Annotated in this window: 17 protein-coding genes and 1 pseudogene; 7 read left to right on the top strand and 11 right to left on the bottom strand. The window is 47.2% G+C overall.

Going from position 1 to position 18,676, the window contains the following annotated elements:
• Positions 1-33 precede the first annotated feature (33 nt).
• A complete protein-coding gene (codB, locus tag B9Y93_RS12160) occupies positions 34-1,257 on the bottom strand; it encodes a cytosine permease (RefSeq protein ID WP_085494695.1) in 1,224 nt (407 codons plus the stop codon).
• Between the two features lie 382 nt (positions 1,258-1,639).
• Positions 1,640-2,101, bottom strand: a complete 462-nt coding sequence (locus tag B9Y93_RS12155; protein ID WP_170936497.1) for a MarR family winged helix-turn-helix transcriptional regulator — start codon at positions 2,099-2,101, stop codon at positions 1,640-1,642.
• Between the two features lie 274 nt (positions 2,102-2,375).
• Here B9Y93_RS12155 and B9Y93_RS12150 point away from each other — a divergent pair, with 274 nt between their 5' ends.
• On the top strand, positions 2,376-2,630 hold the full coding sequence (locus B9Y93_RS12150; protein ID WP_085494693.1) for a hypothetical protein: 255 nt from the start codon (positions 2,376-2,378) through the stop codon (positions 2,628-2,630).
• Between the two features lie 111 nt (positions 2,631-2,741).
• Here B9Y93_RS12150 and B9Y93_RS12145 read toward each other — a convergent pair whose 3' ends face one another.
• Both B9Y93_RS12145 and B9Y93_RS12140 read right to left on the bottom strand, forming a co-directional pair.
• Entirely contained in the window at positions 2,742-3,083 is a 342-nt protein-coding gene (locus tag B9Y93_RS12145; RefSeq protein WP_085494692.1) for a zinc ribbon domain-containing protein YjdM, read from the bottom strand.
• Between the two features lie 133 nt (positions 3,084-3,216).
• Positions 3,217-4,704: an AcpB/EbpR/MafR family transcriptional regulator gene (locus B9Y93_RS12140; RefSeq protein WP_176228916.1), complete on the bottom strand. Its 1,488-nt coding sequence runs from the start codon at positions 4,702-4,704 to the stop codon at positions 3,217-3,219.
• Positions 4,705-5,015: 311 nt separating this feature from the next.
• On the opposite strand from B9Y93_RS12140, the gene B9Y93_RS12135 reads away from it, so the two are divergent.
• Positions 5,016-6,035: an alpha/beta hydrolase gene (locus B9Y93_RS12135; protein WP_085495115.1), complete on the top strand. Its 1,020-nt coding sequence runs from the start codon at positions 5,016-5,018 to the stop codon at positions 6,033-6,035.
• A 311-nt stretch (positions 6,036-6,346) separates the two neighbouring features.
• Positions 6,347-7,870, top strand: coding sequence for a methyl-accepting chemotaxis protein (locus tag B9Y93_RS12130; RefSeq protein WP_085494690.1), 1,524 nt, complete (start codon positions 6,347-6,349; stop codon positions 7,868-7,870).
• 88 nt (positions 7,871-7,958) lie between these two features.
• Here the strand turns inward: B9Y93_RS12130 and B9Y93_RS12125 are convergent, their stop codons facing one another.
• Both B9Y93_RS12125 and B9Y93_RS12120 read right to left on the bottom strand, forming a co-directional pair.
• Positions 7,959-9,083, bottom strand: a complete 1,125-nt coding sequence (locus B9Y93_RS12125) for an FAD-dependent oxidoreductase (RefSeq protein WP_085494689.1) — start codon at positions 9,081-9,083, stop codon at positions 7,959-7,961.
• A 194-nt stretch (positions 9,084-9,277) separates the two neighbouring features.
• Positions 9,278-9,418 (bottom strand): annotated as a pseudogene (locus B9Y93_RS12120) (winged helix-turn-helix transcriptional regulator); the annotation flags it as partial.
• A 221-nt stretch (positions 9,419-9,639) separates the two neighbouring features.
• Here B9Y93_RS12120 and B9Y93_RS12115 point away from each other — a divergent pair.
• The gene (locus B9Y93_RS12115; RefSeq protein WP_085494687.1) at positions 9,640-10,332 is read left to right on the top strand and encodes a Dph6-related ATP pyrophosphatase; all 693 of its coding nucleotides are present in this window, start codon (positions 9,640-9,642) and stop codon (positions 10,330-10,332) included.
• Positions 10,333-10,531: 199 nt separating this feature from the next.
• On the opposite strand, the gene B9Y93_RS12110 is transcribed toward B9Y93_RS12115, so the two are convergent.
• Both B9Y93_RS12110 and B9Y93_RS12105 read right to left on the bottom strand, forming a co-directional pair.
• Positions 10,532-11,311, bottom strand: coding sequence for a DODA-type extradiol aromatic ring-opening family dioxygenase (locus tag B9Y93_RS12110; RefSeq protein WP_085494686.1), 780 nt, complete (start codon positions 11,309-11,311; stop codon positions 10,532-10,534).
• Positions 11,312-11,356: 45 nt separating this feature from the next.
• Positions 11,357-11,773, bottom strand: a complete 417-nt coding sequence (locus tag B9Y93_RS12105) for a DoxX family protein (protein ID WP_085494685.1) — start codon at positions 11,771-11,773, stop codon at positions 11,357-11,359.
• A 151-nt stretch (positions 11,774-11,924) separates the two neighbouring features.
• Between B9Y93_RS12105 and B9Y93_RS12100 the strand changes: the two genes are divergently transcribed.
• Complete coding sequence (locus tag B9Y93_RS12100) at positions 11,925-12,476, top strand: helix-turn-helix domain-containing protein (RefSeq protein ID WP_085494684.1); 552 nt, start codon at positions 11,925-11,927, stop codon at positions 12,474-12,476.
• Between the two features lie 135 nt (positions 12,477-12,611).
• Here B9Y93_RS12100 and B9Y93_RS12095 read toward each other — a convergent pair whose 3' ends face one another.
• A complete protein-coding gene (locus B9Y93_RS12095) occupies positions 12,612-13,100 on the bottom strand; it encodes a GyrI-like domain-containing protein (RefSeq protein ID WP_244903385.1) in 489 nt (162 codons plus the stop codon).
• Positions 13,101-13,280: 180 nt separating this feature from the next.
• Here B9Y93_RS12095 and B9Y93_RS12090 point away from each other — a divergent pair, with 180 nt between their 5' ends.
• Positions 13,281-16,418: a hybrid sensor histidine kinase/response regulator gene (locus B9Y93_RS12090; RefSeq protein WP_085495113.1), complete on the top strand. Its 3,138-nt coding sequence runs from the start codon at positions 13,281-13,283 to the stop codon at positions 16,416-16,418.
• A 188-nt stretch (positions 16,419-16,606) separates the two neighbouring features.
• Here the strand turns inward: B9Y93_RS12090 and B9Y93_RS12085 are convergent, their stop codons facing one another.
• Both B9Y93_RS12085 and B9Y93_RS12080 read right to left on the bottom strand, forming a co-directional pair.
• On the bottom strand, positions 16,607-16,945 hold the full coding sequence (locus B9Y93_RS12085) for a thioredoxin family protein (RefSeq protein WP_085494682.1): 339 nt from the start codon (positions 16,943-16,945) through the stop codon (positions 16,607-16,609).
• A 106-nt stretch (positions 16,946-17,051) separates the two neighbouring features.
• A complete protein-coding gene (locus B9Y93_RS12080) occupies positions 17,052-17,588 on the bottom strand; it encodes a C40 family peptidase (RefSeq protein WP_085494681.1) in 537 nt (178 codons plus the stop codon).
• A gap of 179 nt (positions 17,589-17,767) precedes the next feature.
• On the opposite strand from B9Y93_RS12080, the gene B9Y93_RS12075 reads away from it, so the two are divergent.
• Positions 17,768-18,601, top strand: a complete 834-nt coding sequence (locus tag B9Y93_RS12075) for a phosphatidate cytidylyltransferase (protein ID WP_085494680.1) — start codon at positions 17,768-17,770, stop codon at positions 18,599-18,601.
• Positions 18,602-18,676 lie beyond the last annotated feature (75 nt).

Below are 18,676 nucleotides of genomic sequence, written 5' to 3'. Positions count from 1 at the left end.
AGATGAATCCCCCTTCATTGATGTTGTCACAGCTTATTTGGTTGGGAATACCTTCATGCCAATTACATAGAGCACAGCCGTACCGATCAGGCCATTTACGGGCGGAATGCCCGGCACATAGTTGGCAATAAGAATGCCGCCAATCCAAGCTGCAATCGCAATCCAATTCACGGACTTGAAGCTCATCTCCGTATAGTTCTTGTACGACCCTCGATTGAGAATAAAGAAATCAGCAAGCAAAATTGAGCCAATCGATGGCAGAATGGAACCGAGAACCGTCAAGAAGCCAACAAAGTTGTTGTAGAGCCACATGGCGGCGATCGTACCGACCAGTCCGTTGAAGATGACAATTTTATTTTTGGGCAGCTTCGTAATATTCGCAAATCCCAAGCTTGATGCGTACAAAGCGTTCTCGTTCGTTGTCCAAATATTTAATCCTAGCACTATAATAGCAGGTATGATCAGTCCCTGCATAAACATCACATCTGAAATGTCAGCCTGTCCGTAGACAATCGCCCCTACTGCCCCGAATAGAAACATAAGCGAGTTGCCTAGGAAAAAGGCGATTACCGTTGCCGTAACCGCTGAACGGCTTGACTTCGCAAACCGCGCAAAGTCAGGTGTCAGTGTGCCTCCGCTGATAAAGGAGCCGATGCAAATGGTTAGAGCCGCAGCAAGTCCCATTGCTTCTGTCGGCTGATAGCTCATCAAGCCCTGTAATCCGCCAGCCGTAGACGTCGCTTCGAATACCGAGTAGCTGCCGAGCACCGCGATGGAAGGAACCGCGATAATGCCTAAGATCGCGAGTGCTTTAATACCGTAAATCGCCGTAATCGTCATCAAGATGCCGGCAATGGCAATAAGAATGTATACATTCATGCCTGTCGCCTTCTGAACAGGCACAGCAAACATCGCTACTCCGACGCCAAACCAGCCTACTTGTGTAAAGCCAAGCAGGGCTGATGAGAGATAAGAGCCCTTCACCCCAAAGGCATACTTCGTAAGCAGATGAGTCGACAGCCCTGTCTTGGCTGCGATATGCGCCAGTGCGCCTGTGTAGACACCTAGAATAAGGTTGCCTGCAAGCACAATGCCAATGAACGAGGCAAAAGATAAGCCGTTGCCTAATGCCCCGCCTGACCACATGCTGGCTGAGAAGAACGTAAAACCAAGCATAACAGCTAAGATCCTCCAAAAACCATTGCGATAGCTTTGTGGTACAGCTTGTAGCGAGAATTCCATATCTACTTTTTCCATATCCATCCCCCTGATGATCAATGATGTCATAGGTACCAGTTGAACTGTCACAACATGCATCATATCGCTGCATGCATGTTTGCTTCTGCTCAAACAGATGGAACATACGGTAGTGGTCGGCTTACGGTCAGCGGGCAATAAAAAAGGCTTATTGCCCGGTATCCTGACAATAAGCCTAATTAAGACCATAATAAAACAATAGGGCTTATACGTGCGCACACGTACCCCTACCAATGATCATGCTTCCGCTGTCCTTGTCAGCCTCACGGGACTGAATTAAAGGTATCCTATTAAGTTGTTATCATTATGGCAGAATCGAAATAGGGCTGTCAACTAAAGTCAGGATTTGGATAAGAGCTTGTCTCGTAAAAATACAGCCGGACTACTTCGGCTCGATCTGTGAAGCCTCAAGCTTCGCTAGAATGTGCTGGTTCATCTTTAGCAGCGTTTGGATCTCTTCTGGCTCTAGTTCATCCAGCACAAGAGACATCGCACGATAGGCGTTCGCATTCTCGATTGATTTCCTGCTTACTGATCTTCCATCTTCTGTAACGGAGAGGCGAACTTCTCGGCGATTATGCACAGACACCTGTCGATCCACAAGCCCAGCCTGCACCAAGGATTCAATTGTGACACTCATCGTGCTCTTGGAAGACATCAAGCTCTCCGTCAGCTCCGTCAAGGTAATATAAGGCTTGGCAACTAATGTATTCAGTACCCCTATCTGCTGCAGCGTAATCCCGAGCGATGCTGCGTTCTGCTGAGACAGCTTCACTGTCGCACGATTGATGTTCCAATACGATTGCAGCACCTCGCCAGCCAGCTTCCATTGCTCATCCACCATTGTGCAGCACCCCATCTATTTCAAAAATAAAGTGTTCATTTATGAACTATTTCCACTATAATGCTCCTGTCCGATCATCGTCAATGGATCGGCGCTTAAGAGATGATAGACAATCCTCCTTACAGCCTACTGCAGTGCTGCATCAGCATATCTTCTAATTATGAAGCTTATCCTGCCACGTATCCAAGCAACTTGGCATCACGGACATAACATAAATGAGGGAGTGTTCAAGCTTCCGAGCCTATAAGTTCAGGAATGGAATGGAGGGAGAGCGATGAATTCATCAGAAATCGAGAATCAAGTATATTCGAGCCGCGTGCTTCGATCAGAGTTTGATCGGCACTGGAAGACTTGCATTTCAAGGAGCGGCTACGTCATCTATACTGCGACAGCCAATCGAGCCAAAGTAGAAGTGCTGCTTGCTGACGGGTCAACCAAGCTATTAGAATTTCCTAAGGGTGGACAAGTCTTGGTAGGCGGAGGCGGGACAAGCCACTACAGCAAGCCGCACAAGGTCACGACTCTCTGACGCCAATGCTTGGCTGCTTCATTTCAACCTCGCTAAGAGAATGAATCATTTACGAATAAAGCTGAATATACAAAAAAAGCTAGGCATTGCGCCTAGCTCTTTTTCTTGCATCTATACTTTTTTAACAAATTCACTTTTCAGTTTCATCGCGCCAAATCCGTCGATTTTGCAGTCAATATCATGATCTCCGTCTACGAGACGAATATTTTTAACCTTCGTGCCAATCTTTACGACGGAGGAGCTGCCTTTCACTTTCAGGTCCTTAATTACTGTAACCGTATCACCGTCGCTCAGGATATTGCCATTGGCATCCTTTACAACCTTTGTATCCTCATGGTCTTCATTCGCTGCGTCCAATGTCCATTCATGTGCACATTCCGGACAGATGAGGAGATTTCCATCCTCATAGGTATATTCGGAGTTACATTTTGGGCAATTTGGCAATTGAGTCATCTTGTCATTCCTCTACTTTATTATTGGGTACAGCATGAGTTCGCTTACAGTGATGTATAATATCATAATATTTGAATATTCACAAATCCGTTATGCCCATAGGCAGCCCCCTACTTGCCTGACGTTCATGGCACTATGTAAAAGGCCTAAGCAGCAGGCGATGATGCATGATTTCTTCGATGGCTTCCTTCAAGTGATTCCAGTCCGTAGCGCTAGGGATCGAATTGATACAGATAACCGGGCAATCATCCCAAGGAAGTTCGGAAAGATTCGTAATCACGAGTTGATAAGACTTAAGTCCAAGCGCGCCTCGCCAATTGCTGTCTCGTATCACATGTATCGATACAAGGTTGCGAAATTGAAACGAAAGCAAATCCTTAATCAGCCTCGCATGAGCCTCATTCCAATCCAATATAAGCCCTACACATAGTGAATCCGTGTGCTTGCCAAGCGCATCTGTCAGGCCCGTCCAATACATCAGCAATGCTTGTACTGTCATCTCCAAGCAATGGCCTTCATGTATCACAGCGGGGCTGAAAGGATGTTCCTTCAACACTTCTTTGACTGCCTCAACAAAATAAGGAAAGGTCTTCACGGCATGCTCATAGAAAAACTCGCTGTCTGCTTCTAGATCATACTTTTTATCATATTCAAACAGTGTCTGTACATTGTACAGCTTCAGTAAGAGCGTGCGCTTATTGGGTATGGGAATTCCTAATCGCTCTGAAAGTCGGTCCAAGAATCCCTCAATCTGATAAACCCTGTGATGAGCATTGCACTGCTTTCGACGCACAAGCTCCATCAGATGCTTCTCCGAGCGCGCAGCCTCAGGGCGTAGAAACATAAAGAACAACTGCTGCAGCTCAGATTCATTCAAAGATATGCCAAACAACTGCGAGCACGCTGATGCCATCTCTGAATTGTCCAAGAAAGCTGTGCTGATATCGGTTGGGAACGACTCATCCACTGGGCGAACATGACCATTACGCATTCGAATGAGACATAGCAGGATCGTAATTTCTAGAAATTTTTGATGGAAAAAACTGCTGTCAATTTCATTCTCGGCCGTAAATTCAGCCAGAAGCTGTCTGGCAAATTCTTGTTCCTCAGATGAAAAAGGATAGTCCCCATACAAGTGTTTCTTAGAGAAAAATTGAATCAATAGTATTCGAATGTGAGCCTCATTGCCAATCATGCGACAAGGATTAATCGTTATTTGAATATCCATGCCGCTAAGCCTTTGATTGACCTTGGTGATTAGTCTTCTTAGCGTCGACGGACTCACAAACAATAGTTCCGCCAGATCATCGACACTATATTGTTCATTCAAAAAAATGCACTCCAGCATTTTGAATTCCAAACTAGATGCGAGCACCGTTCGAAAGATAAAATCAAAGGAATAGTTAGGCGGATAGACTAGCCGCAACCCCTTGCGCTTGGATGTCTCAATCTCAAAGGGCTGAAACACTTCATTAATATATGAGATATCATGCCTTAACGTCTTTTCCGTGCATTCAAGCTCCGCTGCCATCTTATGAATAGCCACCCATGAATCCTTTCGATAAAGACACTCTAACAAGTTTAACTGCCGTCTTGCATTTTTGTTTAGCAGCTGCTTCATACATTCTCCCCCTTGCTTGCTAAAGCCTCTCGTCATGTCAAAATGTTCTGTATAAGCGGTACTTATCGAATCGAAATTAAGCATCTCCTCGAATTATAATAGCACCATAACGAGCTGCTATCACAAGCTCCATTCATCATCATTTAGTGTACCCTGTCATGAAAAGGATAGTCGAGCTTGACTGCAAGCTAGAGGAGGAATGTTTGGGACGAAATCGGTCAATCTATAACTAACAAATAGACGCAATGATCATGCCGTTTTTTCAAGGCGGCTGGTTCATCATTCACTACTTTCAGAACATGGAGATGCTTATGACGATAACAAGGAAAAAAGAAAAGCTCATCCGAAAGTGGATCCTTCGATCCCTTCTTATCATTTTTATTCTCATCATCTCAGGGACCGCTTATTTCTTTTTCTCGCCTGTCCCTACTGCTTGGATTGTAAACAAAGCCTTTGAGGGCGGGATGAGCGTAGCGCCCGACAATTATATTGAGTTGCTTCAGCAGACATCAACGATAGAGAATGTTGACTACCATTCCCGTTATCCAGACGGAGAGCTGGATATTATTTATCCAAAACAAACCACAAACCAGACACCCGTCATATTTTGGATTCATGGCGGTGCTTTCGTAGGTGGAGATAAATCGGATATTACTCAATATGCGGTTCAATTAGCTGCAAATGGATACGCTGTAATCAATATCAACTACGCTCTAGCACCCAAGGGTCAATATCCTACGCCGCTTGTCCAAGTAAGCGAGGCATATACCTATATGAAGAATAATGCCGATAAGTACGGCCTGAATCTCGATCGCATCTATATCGCCGGAGATTCCGCAGGCGCCCAATTGGCCGGTCAATTTGTGAACATTCAATCCGATTCTGACTATGCGTCACAAGTAGGCATAGCCCCTGTCGTAGATCGAGAAACAATCAAGGGGACTCTTTTGTTTTGCGGACCCTATGAGTTATCCAAGCTTGCCTCTATAGAGGGCAACGACACGTTGAAATTCCTAATGCGCAGAATCGGCTGGGCTTACATTGGAACGAAGGATTGGGAGAATCAGCCTGAAACGCAGCTCGCTTCTATCATTGACCACGTTTCTGGCCGCTATCCCCCTACCTTCATAACCGATGGAAATGTAGGCTCCTTCGAGGAGCATGGCAAGGATCTGGCCGTGGCTCTGACGAATCACGGAGTACCCGTCAAAAGTATATTTTATGATAAAAGCGCCGGAGAATTAGGTCATGAATACCAGTTCCTTATGAACACACCTGCTGCTCAGCAAACCTTTAAAGCCGTGATTCAGTTTTTGAATGCCTACAGATAATCGATTCATGACGAATCGAATTACCTTCTTGTAATAAAGCACATAGAGCTAGGATAAGACCTAGCTCTATGCACATTATAATTCTCCTATTGCCTCTACAAGCTTACCTGTCTCTGAACACATTACATCCCTATAATTCCTTTTCTGGATTGAGTTTTCCTCCATTATGATCCAATAAAAGGCTTATATCTGACAATCGTCTAAAAAGCATTGTCTTTCATGATTCCATCCCCTATAATTCCTAATCAAAATCACCTTTTATTGCTTGTATCTTAGTCGTATCTATCATCTATAGAGAGGGTAAAAAAACCATGATCAACAAGAAAAACAAGCTGATGCTTTCGATGTCCCTCGGCACGATCGTGCTTAGTCTGATCGTACATATTCTTCACCGCTTATATCATATTATGGGACACAGCCTTATGATGGGCCATGCTGCAGCCGACCCCACAATTGCCGACCGTTATGCCGTTACGCTGAACATTCTGTTTGTGATTCCCATTATTCTGTTGGCAGCTGCTTTCTTCTGTTATCAAAAGCAACATGACCACAAGCTTGTCCCTTTGCTTAATACGCTTACACTTACCTTTGCCAGCATGTCCATCATCTCAGGCGGGGGAGGCACGGTAGAGTTTCATTTCTCCATTTTTATGGTGCTGGCCATTGTTGCCTACTATGAAAATATGAAGCTGATTGCAATCATGACTGTCTTATTCGCCCTGCAGCATATTCTCGGATTCTTTTTCCTAACAGAGCTCGTCTTCGGTGCCGCATCCTATTCCTTCCTGATGCTTGTGATTCATGCTGTCTTTCTGATCTTGACCTCGGGAGCGACCAGCCTGCAGATTCATTCCAAGGCCAAGATTACTAACGCGCTTGAAGCAGAGAAGCTTCACAAGCAGCAGGAAGTTGTTTCTTTGCTGAAGACCGTCAAGCAGTTGTCCAGTGATTTGGAGCAGACCTCTCAAGTGGTTGCTGACAAATCAGAGCAGAGCATCGAAGCGAACACGAAGATGATCGGCTCCTTCGAACAAGTATCCCAAGGCCTAGAGGTGCAGAGCCGTTCACTAAGCAACATGGAGAAGAATCTACAGCATATTAATCAGATGATTCAGCATAACTCGGAATCCTTCTCTACGCTCAACCATACGGCTACCCATACGGAGGAGATCGTGCTGCACAACCAAGAGCAGATTGAATCCTTGCTGCAGCAGGTCTTGATTGTGTCGGAATCCATCGGAAAGACCGCTCATACGATGCAAACCCTGAACCAATCCGCACAGCAGGTGGAGAGCATCATGTCTACCATTCAGGAAGTCGCAAGCCAAACGAATCTGCTGGCCTTGAACGCCTCTATTGAGGCCTCTCGAGCAGGAGAATTCGGCAGAGGCTTTGCTGTTGTGGCAGGAGAGATTCGCAAGCTTGCTGAGCGTAGCACGAAGGCAACAGACGAGATCCACAGCATTCTCCTACACATTCAAGAGGAGAGCACAGCATCCGTTCACCAGATCGAAGAGGGAACACAAGCAACTGCGGTCACGGTGGACCTGACGCACAACTCTGTCGCCAGCTTCAAGCAGATGAACGAGGCCATCCACAATATGATCGGCATTATTGAGGGCTTAAGCGAATCCGTCAAGCAGACCGAAGAGCAATCTCAAGGCATCGCCATCGAGATGACCAACATCTCTGCTGTCAATCAGGAGAGTGTCGCATCTGTTCAAGAGCTGAACCAGCTAACAGCCTCCCAGAGCCTGGCATCTGGTCAAGTCAATCAAGAGCTGCTCCGCCTTAAGGAGCTATCTAACACACTGGGTCAGCAGTTCTCTGCGTAAACATGATCCCACAATACTCCCTTGCGGTTGAGCCTTTGACAAGGATGCTCACGATACCACAAGGGGGTTTTTATTTCAGCGCATACTCCTAGTACGCATACTCATAAATGTATCGGGCCTGACCTCGAAGAAGTCGTGGCGGTGCTATTCTCATCACCCCATTGCGAACAGCGCACCATAATCGCGAATCAAGCTGCGACATGATGCCGACTTGCCTAGCAATCTTGCTGATCTTATTCGCACGCGGAAGCCGCATATTCTCATAGTCCTGTAGGCCGGATTCCAGATTGCTGCCTAAGCATTTGCCGAGCACATAGGCATCCTCGATGCCTTGGCAGGCACCCTGCCCAAGATTCGGAGTCATAGCGTGCGCTGCATCCCCAACCAAGGCGATCCTGCCAAAGGAATAGCGATCCAAGAGCGGAATGTCGTAAATATCATGATGCAGACAGGACTCCTCATCTGCAAGCTGCAGAATATTCTGTACCATCGGCGTATACCGCTCAAATCGCTTTGCTAAATCTGCAATACGCAGTGCTCCAAGCGCTTGATTATCGGGCTTTGTGTTCATGAGAATATACCAGTACACCTGATCCGAGGAAATGGGCAAATATCCGAATCTCCCCTCCGGGCCCCATATTTCATGAAGTTCACTGCGAAGTTGTAAGCGTGCGGATGGCGCGACGCCGCGCCAGCAGGTATATCCTGCGTAGCGATTCTTGACCTGAGGCAGAATCTGACGACGAACGGCAGAATGGATCCCATCTGCAGCTACCACATAGTCCCCTTCGGCTTCTGTTCCATCATCAAAGGAAACACGCACATGCTTTGGTCCCTGAAGCACATGATTGGCTCCCTTGCCAAGAGAGACGTTTGTCGTTCCGAGTTCATCCATTAGGACTTGATGGAGGTCGGCACGGTGGATGGCAATCGTCTGCTCCGGCACAGGATTGGGACTAATCGATGACAGCATCTTGCCTTTTTCTGAGAGGATTAGGAGCTTCTCTAGGTGGTTGCCCTTTGCTCTTAATCGCTCCGTCAGCCCCCACTCGTTGAATATTCGCGTTGCATTGGCTGCAATCATGATGCCGGCCCCAACTGGCTTTAGCCTCTTCGTCTTCTCATAAACGTGCACGTCAAACCCTTCCCTTTGAAGCGCAATCGCGGTGGACAAGCCAGCAATTCCTCCGCCAAGGACGATTACTTTCGTCATCTTAATAGCCTCCTTGTTCGAGCAATTCAAGTTATGAGATCCTTTTTCTCGATTCTATACGCATTTCTATCGCTCACAAACAAAAATGACCAAGGTCATATTTCGACCATGGTCATTATTCTAACACAGCTATAGTATTATTGTAATATTATTCCTGTGAACGTTTCTTTACATGTATGAGATAAACCAATGAACTACTCTGCCCCTAGCTCCTTTTTGATTTGCTCCATTCGCTGCTTTCCCCAATCATACATCAGCTCAACGATGGGGAGCAGCGTCATCCCAAGCGGAGTCATGGAGTATTCTACTCTAGGCGGAACCTCCCGGAACACAGAATTCGGCGAGGCTCTCGTTCGCGCTCTATTGCAATAACGGGATAAATATCTAAGTGAACCCTATGTGAAAACGATAAGACGATAGTTTCAGGAGGCAGCATCACGCCTGGAACTATCGTTTTTCTGTTACTCTTAAGGATAGGGATATAAAGCAAATTACATTGCAACCCATTCAGTTGAAGTATAATAGACGAGATAACATCGATCGGAGTGAATCCTAAATGACAGATTGGAAAAATGGGGCTTACGGCCATTCATTTGTCGCCTCTTATAGCGGAGGAAAAGACAGCACGCTGGCGCTGTACAAAGCGATGCAGGTAGGCAAGCCCATCGGGCTTATTATGATGCTTGAGGAAGAAGGCAAGCGTTCGCGCTCCCACGGCATGCCTCCTGAGCTCATCCGCGCACAGGCGGAGTCGATTGGACTGCCCGTCTTTACAGCTGCAACCAGCTGGGAGGACTATGAAGCAAACTTCATGACCTTGCTTGCAAAGGCAAAGAGCCAAGGAGCCGAGGTCCTTGTTACTGGCGATCTGGACGTGCCGGAGCATCATTGCTGGCATGATCGGGTGACGAAAAATGCAGGGCTTGGCCTTGCGATGCCGCTGTGGGATATGGGCCATCGGGAAGCTGTGCTCGAATTCATCCAACTTGGATTCGTGACCACCATTGTCACGGTTAACCTATCCTTAGGCATGAATGAAGAGGACCTTGGCCGCATCTTGACGCTGGAATATGTGGAGGAGCTTGAAGCGAGAGGCATTGATCCTTGCGGTGAGGGCGGCGAATTCCATACGACCGTTCTTGACGGCCCGCTCTTCAAGCATCCCATCCCTGTGCGCCATGGCGAGATCCTGCGGGATGGAAAGTATGCCTTCTTGCCCTTGGAGCTTGATTGCAATCGTGAAGAATAGCCGACAATAACGACATCTCTATGGGAACCCATGACGTATCTTTGAACTAAAAAAACCGGTCACTCTATTCCTACTGGAGTGACCGGTTTCTTACTTATAACATAACAGTTCTTTTTCCATGGACGAATCGAATCTAATCCAAATCGATCATCCAAGATTATTTAACTGCTGCAGACTCCATATACTCATGATCCATTCCTTAATCAAACTGCCAGCAGCTTAGGCTTAGATTGCCATATTGATAGCTGCGGTGAAGAAGCTTGGCACTTCGATTCGCATCACCGCTCCCCATGGCAATCAGCAGCGGGATGAAGTGTTCGCTCGTTGGCACAGCCTCATTAGCATGAGGAGCGAGCTCCCTATAGTTCATCAAGGCATCAATATCCCATGTCTCAAGCTTCTGCTCGATCCACTGATCGAAGGCCTCCGCCCATTCATCTACACGGTCGGAGCGCCAATTCACACGACCCAGATTGTGAACCGTTCCCCCGCTGCCGATTACGAGCACGTCTTGCTCTCGCAGCTCGGATAACGCTTTGCCGATGTGATATTGCTGTTCATTGGTCAAGTGGCGATTCACAGACAGCGCGACTACCGGAATATCCGCATCCGGGTAGACCAGCTTCAGGACAGCCCATGCTCCATGATCAAGTCCTCTTTCTTCATCCAGCCTGCTTGCTATTGCCTGCTTCGAAAACAACGATTGGATATGCTCGCTTAACGAACGGTTGCCCGGTGCTGGGTACGTGATCTTATACAGCTCTTCCTGAAATCCGCCAAAATCATATATCGTGCTATGTTGATCATTTTCACGAACTACACTGATGGATGGAATCGATTCTTCCCAATGCGCAGAAAAAATGACGATGGCTTTCGGCTTGGGAAGCTGGTGTGCAAGCTGCTTGAGCATCTTGGTATAAGCATGCTCCTCCAAGACAAGTGAAGGCGCACCATGTGCAATGAAATAAGAAGGAAGCATCTCACGATTCACTCCTTGATTTAATATTGAAATACCTCTTTTACTTTAGCTCTTGATGGAAGCTGCGCGTTTCTTTGCGATTACTCCGTCGATTGACCATGCATGAGCCTCAGATACAGACAAATACAAGGCAATCATGAACAATCCCAATTCAAGCTCATAACCAGGCATTTGATCGGACCCCATCAATCCAGCAGGCCATTTGACCGTAACAACCGCACCCACCATCATCAGCGCAAACAGCAGGGATACAATCCTTGTACCCAATCCAATAATAAGAAGAACGCCGCCAGCCAGTTCTAACATAGCCGCTCCATACGCCATAAATCCTGGGATCCCGATGGAACTAAACCAAGCCTCCACATTCCCTAATCCCATTTGAAGCTTGCTGATGCCATGGACGAGAAATACGATACCAAGCACCACTCTCATCAATGTTGTAACTATAGATACTTTATTCATGCGTTTATCTCCACCTTTAAATATTAGTAATAATAAAAATAATTTTATATCAGTAATATAATCATGAGAACAGTAGCATGTCAATAGGAAATTTGTTAATATAAATATATATTTTGTATTACAAATATTTTGCTAAGGATGTGTTTATCGTATGGACATCGGATCCAATATACGAGCTATCCGTAAACGAAAAGGCATCACCATTGCGGAAATCTGTGACATAACCGGGCTTTCCCAAGGCTTTTTAAGCCAGGTTGAGACGAATAAAACTTCTCCTTCCATCGCCACCTTGGAAAATATTGCAACAGCCTTGGAAGTACCACTTGCTTATTTGCTGCTGAAAAAAGAAGAACGCATGCGTATTGTTCGAAAAGAGGAGCGTTACGTGACAACAAGTGGAGCCGAGGAGAATATGAGAGTGGAGCATCTAAGCTCCTCCAAGAATATGAGGATGATGATCGTTGAGGTTCCTCCCGGCGCTTCGACGGGGGAGGCGCATGCACATGAAGGAGAAGAAGTGCATGTGGTGATTAAAGGCAGAATTTACGCAGAGCAAGGAGAAGTTTCGGCCGAACTCCGTGAAGGGGATTCCTTTTCATGGAATGCGTGTACCCCTCATTTTGTCAAAAACATTGGCGATGAGCCTGCCCTAGTCCTGATATCCGTCTACACGGAAACGGAGAATCGGAGAACGTTGCTGTGAGGCACAAGTCACCTCACGAACTTGGCCTTGCACAGGCTGCATGCTTGCTATTTTGCAGACAAAGAAACCATGTTGATCCGATCGTGATCAACATGGTTTCTTGTTATGCAGTCAATGATGAGCAGAAGCTCTCTATCATTTGATGGCAATATAGATCTGCACCTCAGCATTTGCTGGGTCAAAGCCGTTCGCCTTATACAGCTCAAAATCACCTGTATAGGTTCGTACCTCTTTTGACCCTTTAAAGTACTCCCAAATCTCTACCCATACTTGCAGCACAACCTCGCTAATGGGACCCTTTTTAGATGTAAACACCAAATACTCGCTCTCTGGAACTACCGCTTGTTTGAATGCGGCATCTTCCCTTAGAGGTGTACCCTCCTTCACCTCATGGCCGATAAGAACCGTATACTCGCCTGACGCATCACTTTCGTAGTCGGTATAGAGCGAATAAATGTATTCGGGGCGAGAACTGCATGCTTGCAGAGCTGCACTGTTCTGGAAATATGTCTCCCACAGCTTCGGCAGGCGTCCATCGGGACCTGCTTCTTCTGCATTCGTTGTACGAGTGGTTACTCCTGTTAAAATGATGCCTGATTTATGGGCAATAGGTTTATTCATCATGTTACCTCGCTTTGCGTTATAAGATAAACCAAGTATAGCCAGCAATAGTTGACATCTGCATGTCTAGTTTAGAATAAAACATCGTTATTTTTTTGAGGCGCCATGCTGGCGAGCACTGTTGCCATAGACTTGGACGCTGCCGATCACATCACCATGACAAAAAGAGGAACCTATCCAAACATGTCGAACTTCAATCGTATGATGAAGCATAACGAACCTAAACCCGTACTCAAAAAATGCATGATCATTATCGTCTTTCTCATCGTCCTTCTGGGACTTAGATGGATATGGTCTGAGATGTATCCGGCTATAAAAGAGCTTCAGCCTGTTGATGGTGTGCTTGATCTGCGAGGCATGGATTTGGAGCAGTCGCCTCCAATCTACTTAAATGGCGAATGGAGCTTCTACCCTCATGCGTTTGTTACCTATGAACAGGTCATTCATACGAATCCTCAAGGAGAGCGTATTGGGGTACCAGGGGATTGGCGGAACAAGCTGCATTCAGCAGCAGACTCCTCCTATGGATATGGGACGTATCGTCTTCGGCTTTTGGTAGACCCGCTGAAGGAGCCGATTGCCTTCTGGATTCAGGGCGTTCAGACGTCTTCTATTGTCGAGATTAACGGCCAGGTAAGTGCCACTATGGGAAGACCCGCTGCCCATGCAGATAATTATCAGCCAAAAAGCGCCTCTTTTACCGCTTCCTATGGAGAAAAAGGGGCTACCGAAATTGAATTGCTTATTCGCACAGCCAATTATGACGAGCCATACAATGGCGGTATCGTACGCTCCGTGCGCTTTGGCTCCCAAGCTGCGATTGATTACGCCCGCTGGTATTCCATTGGCTTCCAGCTTGTAACCTTCATTATTTTGCTGCTGCATGGGCTGTACGCCTTCATCCTTTACCTGTTTAACCGCAAGGAATGGACACTGCTGCTTACTGGACTGCTAACAGTCTCCGTAGGGACAGCCATCCTGTCAGGGCACGACAATATACTCCTGCTGTGGCTGCCAGCCAATTATACGTGGGGAATCAAGATTCGATTGATCGCCCTGCTATGGCAAAATCTATTCATCCTCCTCCTATTCAGAGGACTGCTATCAGAACCGATGCGAAGCAGATGGGTAAAGCTGTACGCAGGAGCCCTTGTCTTGTTTACCGGATTCCTTGTGGCTGCACCCGCTTCTTTGATTCATGGCGCTGTACATCATGATATCTTCTTTGCCTTCTACTTCATTCCATGGGCATGGCTTATCTATATTGTAGGGGCAATCATCTTTAAGGAGCATGATGACAAAGACGCTATCTTTCTCCTCTTAAGTGCGGCAGGCATCATTTCCAACTTACTGTGGAGCGGAATCGATGATGTGTATGAAGTAACAAATGTCTTCTATCCTATCGATATTATTGCTGCAATCGTGGGCTTCTCCACTTACTGGTTCAAAAAATATATCCGCAATTCCAGAGAAAATGCGAAGCTAAACGTTCAACTGCAGCAGGCCAGCAAGCTTAAGGATGAGTTTTTGGCGAATACATCGCATGAGCTTAGAACGCCGCTGCACGGTATTATGAATATTGCGGAGACGGTAGCCGCAAGAGAGAAAGGCAAGCTGGAGGCAAGCAGCCTGAAGGATATGAAGCTGATGATTACGATCAGCCGCCGCATGTCCCATATGATTGGCGATCTGCTTGATGTCGCCAGACTGCAAGAGCATCGTATTGTTCTGGAAAAGGCGCCTGTAAGCATTCAAGCAGCGGTATCCGGCGTGATGGACATGCTGAAGTATATGGCAGAGGATCGGCCTATACAGATGAGGATGGACGTGGATGAGTCCATGCCCGCAGTACTCGCTGATGAGAAGAGATTGGTGCAAATCCTGTACAATCTCATTCATAATGCCCTTAAGTACACGGAGGCTGGAATGATCTCGGTGTCCGCAGAAGTACGGAATAATCGCGCTGTCATCCATATCAAGGACACGGGCGTAGGCATGAGCCAAGAGACGAAGGAGCGTGTGTTTCTGCCTTATGAGCAAGGCGACTACGGGATTCATGACGGCCGAGGGATTGGGCTTGGCTTAAGCATATGCAAGCAGCTCGTCGAACTTCACGAGGGTGCTTTGACCGTCCATTCTGAGCTTGGACAAGGATCTGTATTTTCCTTTGACCTTCCGTTAGCAGGTTCACTCCGCCCATCAATGGAAGATAGAGAGGAATGGGCTGCTGCGACAACAAGGGAGTCTACGGAAGATGAGCTTCGCTTCTTGCTCTCGTCACCAGCTTGGCAGGAACAAGGCCAGCAGGAGTCAATGCCGCCGCTTCTGACCGAATCGAGCATAAATATCCTTGCCGTCGATGACGATCCGGTTAACCTGAAAGTGCTGGTTGGCATTCTTTCCTCGGAGCCATACAACGTGACGACAGCCCATTCGGCAGGAGAGGTGCTGGAGCTGCTCAGCACGCAGCAGTGGGATCTGCTTATCGCTGATGTGATGATGCCTCATATGTCAGGCTACCAGCTTACCCGCAAGGTTAGGCAGCTCTACTCCATATCAGAGCTTCCAATCCTGCTTCTTACTGCAAGGAGCCAGCCTGCGGACATCTATGCGGGATTCTTAGCTGGTGCGAGCGACTATGTCACTAAGCCTGTCGATGCCCTAGAGCTGAAGTACCGCATTCGAGCGCTCATCGCCTTGAAGCAATCGGTGCATGAACGCTTGCGGATGGAAGCCGCTTATCTTCAAGCGCAAATTCATCCTCATTTTCTATTCAACGCCTTGAACTCCATCATGGCGCTCGGCGAGATCGATACTGAGAAGATGCAGGATCTGGGAGATGCCTTTGCTTCTTATCTGCGGATCAGCTTCGACTTCCTCAATACCAATGAGCAGGTTGAGCTGTCACATGAATTGGAGCTGGTGAAGGCTTACTTGTATATTGAACAGGAGCGATTCAGAGACCGATTGTCCGTCGTATGGGATGTCGAACCGGATCTTACCGTGCAGCTCCCACCGCTTTCCATTCAACCGCTTGTAGAGAATGCGGTCAAGCACGGTGTTCTAAGCCAGAGCAAGGGCGGAACTGTGTATATCCGCATTGCCCAGCAAGACAGCTGTACCCTCATTGAAGTGATAGATGATGGGAAAGGGATGGAAAAGGAGCAGATCGATCAGCTCTTGAATCGAGCCTTAAAGGGGAAAAACGGGATTGGCGTTTCCAACACCCACCGCCGCTTGGTTCAGCTTTATGGGCAAGGCCTAGCCATTACGAGCAATACAGGAGAAGGGACCTCGGTTTCCTTTGTGATCCCGGATTAACCCGCGAGGCTGTAGGATAGGAGCCCTATTGACTCCCTTGGCCAAGCTTGATGTGCTTCTCAGCCTTCATCAAGCTTGGATTTGCAGTTCGGGGCATGCGCCTCCATTTGTGCTTATGCAAAGCTAAGGAAGCCTTCAGCATCAATGTTCGGATGAAGGCTTCCTCCTCTTTTCTATCTATGCGCGATTCATGATTCAACCGCTAGCTCATAGATCTTCTTTATTTTTTCATCAAGCAGATCCATGTGTACAATGCGCGCTTCACGCACATATTCCTTCCCTTCCACGAACAAGAGCAGGACCGGCACTGTGAAGATAGACAGCTCTCCTGCTACCTCTTGTACCTCCTGCGCATCTACTCTCCCCAGATGGATCTCCGGATACTTCATTAGCAGCTCCTGCACCTTTGGGAACAAGGCGTGGCACACGCTGCAATCTGTGCTTGACACATATACAAAGGACAGCGGATAGCGCTCGATAAACGCATGCAGCGCTTCCAAGCTCGTGAACGTCTCATATTCTCTCATTGCTGCTGTTTCACTCCCTTCATCCTCAATCTTCTGTCTTTTGATGCAAACTATTGTCCTCCCAGTCTCGCCAGCCTGTTCATCATTTAGATTCGGGGCTCAATACTCAGGGCTGATATTCACTTAGCTTGCCTTCGTAGATCAGGTGCATACGCTCGCTCTGGCGAAAATCATCAGGTGTGACCAGTGCGGGGAGCTTATCCCAGATCTTGATCCCAGATCGCTGCAGCACCTCTGCGACGAACTGCGAGCAAAAGTAGGAGTTGCTGAATTCGACGGGCTCCTTTAGCGCTACGCCAATGACACCTAAGAGATTGTACATAAACTTTTCCTTGCTTCGAATAAAGACTTTAAGCACCCGCTTCATCTTCTCAATCTCGCGTTCCGATACCTTCAGCTCATATAGGACACAGGTTGTATTCGGATATTTGCTGAAGGTGCCAAGCTTAATGTCCTCTTTGACAAAACCGCCATCGAGCGGATTATGGGGGTGCTTCCTGCCAAAGCTGTACAATTCACAGAGCTCCCGATCGAAGGAAATAGAAGCATGATTATAAGGCGCCCTTGTATAGCTCTGAATCACCCTCGTAAATATCGTTCCCGTATTCGTAAGCAGGATAAAGACTGATCGCTCCGCAGTCATTTTCTAAATTACCCCTTATCAACATTGGACTATTCCTTCATAATAACATAAGACTCCTCTATTGGAATTGTAAGCTTACGACAAGATGGTGATGCGCATTGACTCATTCCTTATCCATTTCGATCATAATATTTGCCGTCTTATGTGTCGTTCATGTTGTGTACGCCGTGGCGGCTCGAATGCAGCCTGATACAGACTACACGATCATTGGACTTCGCATTAAGACTTGGTGGGCCATGTTCTTCGTCTTCTGCTTGGCGCCGCTAATCCACCCTGTGGTGTCGCTGCTCGCTATTATGACACTTGCGTTCTTTTCGCTAAAAGAATATTTCTCCATGATTCGTTCAAGAAAAGCGGACCGCCGATTGTACTTATGGGCTTACTTATCGATACCGTTCCAGTTCTATTGGATCTATATCGAATGGTACGGGATGTTTATTGTGTTTATCCCGATCTACGTATTCTTGTTCCTGCCGCTGCCGCGCTTGATCAACAAAGGCACCGTCGGCTTCATGCGCAGCGTCAGCTCCACCCAGTGGGGACTGATGCTCATGGTGTTTGGACTTAGCCACCTTGCCTACTTTCAATTTGCAACGCCTCAATATGGCGCAGGACTGGTGCTGTTCTTAGTCGTGCTGACGCAGCTTAATGATGTCATTCATTATCTTGTCTCGCTCTACTTCGGCAAGCGGAAGGTCGTGCCGACCGCCAACCTGAACTTGACCTGGGAGGGCTTCGCCATTGCCCTGATTGTGACGACAGGAGCTGCTTATCTGATTCAGCTCTATCTGACGCCGATTGGCCCGGTGTTCGGCATATTTTCCGGCCTGCTGATCAGTCTTAGCGGATTCTTCGGCAGCTTGACCATATCCGTATTGAAGCGCGACCTGCTGATTGGCGACGGCCATAAGTTCGACGCGCTGAAGAAGAAATACTTGAGCCGCATCGACAGCCTGACGTATACCTCGCCTGTCTTTTTCCATATGATTCGCTACTTCTTCGAGTTCATGTAATGCATGCTTATGTGAAAAAACCTCAGCTTCCACGGCAGCGCGGAACTGAGGTCATTTTTTCATTTTTTGATAGAC

Source organism: Paenibacillus aquistagni (assembly GCF_900177815.1).
GTDB classification, from domain to species: domain Bacteria; phylum Bacillota; class Bacilli; order Paenibacillales; family Paenibacillaceae; genus Paenibacillus_B; species Paenibacillus_B aquistagni.
Note: the sequence above shows the minus strand (reverse complement) of the source record. Positions and strands in the feature narration are given on the sequence as shown.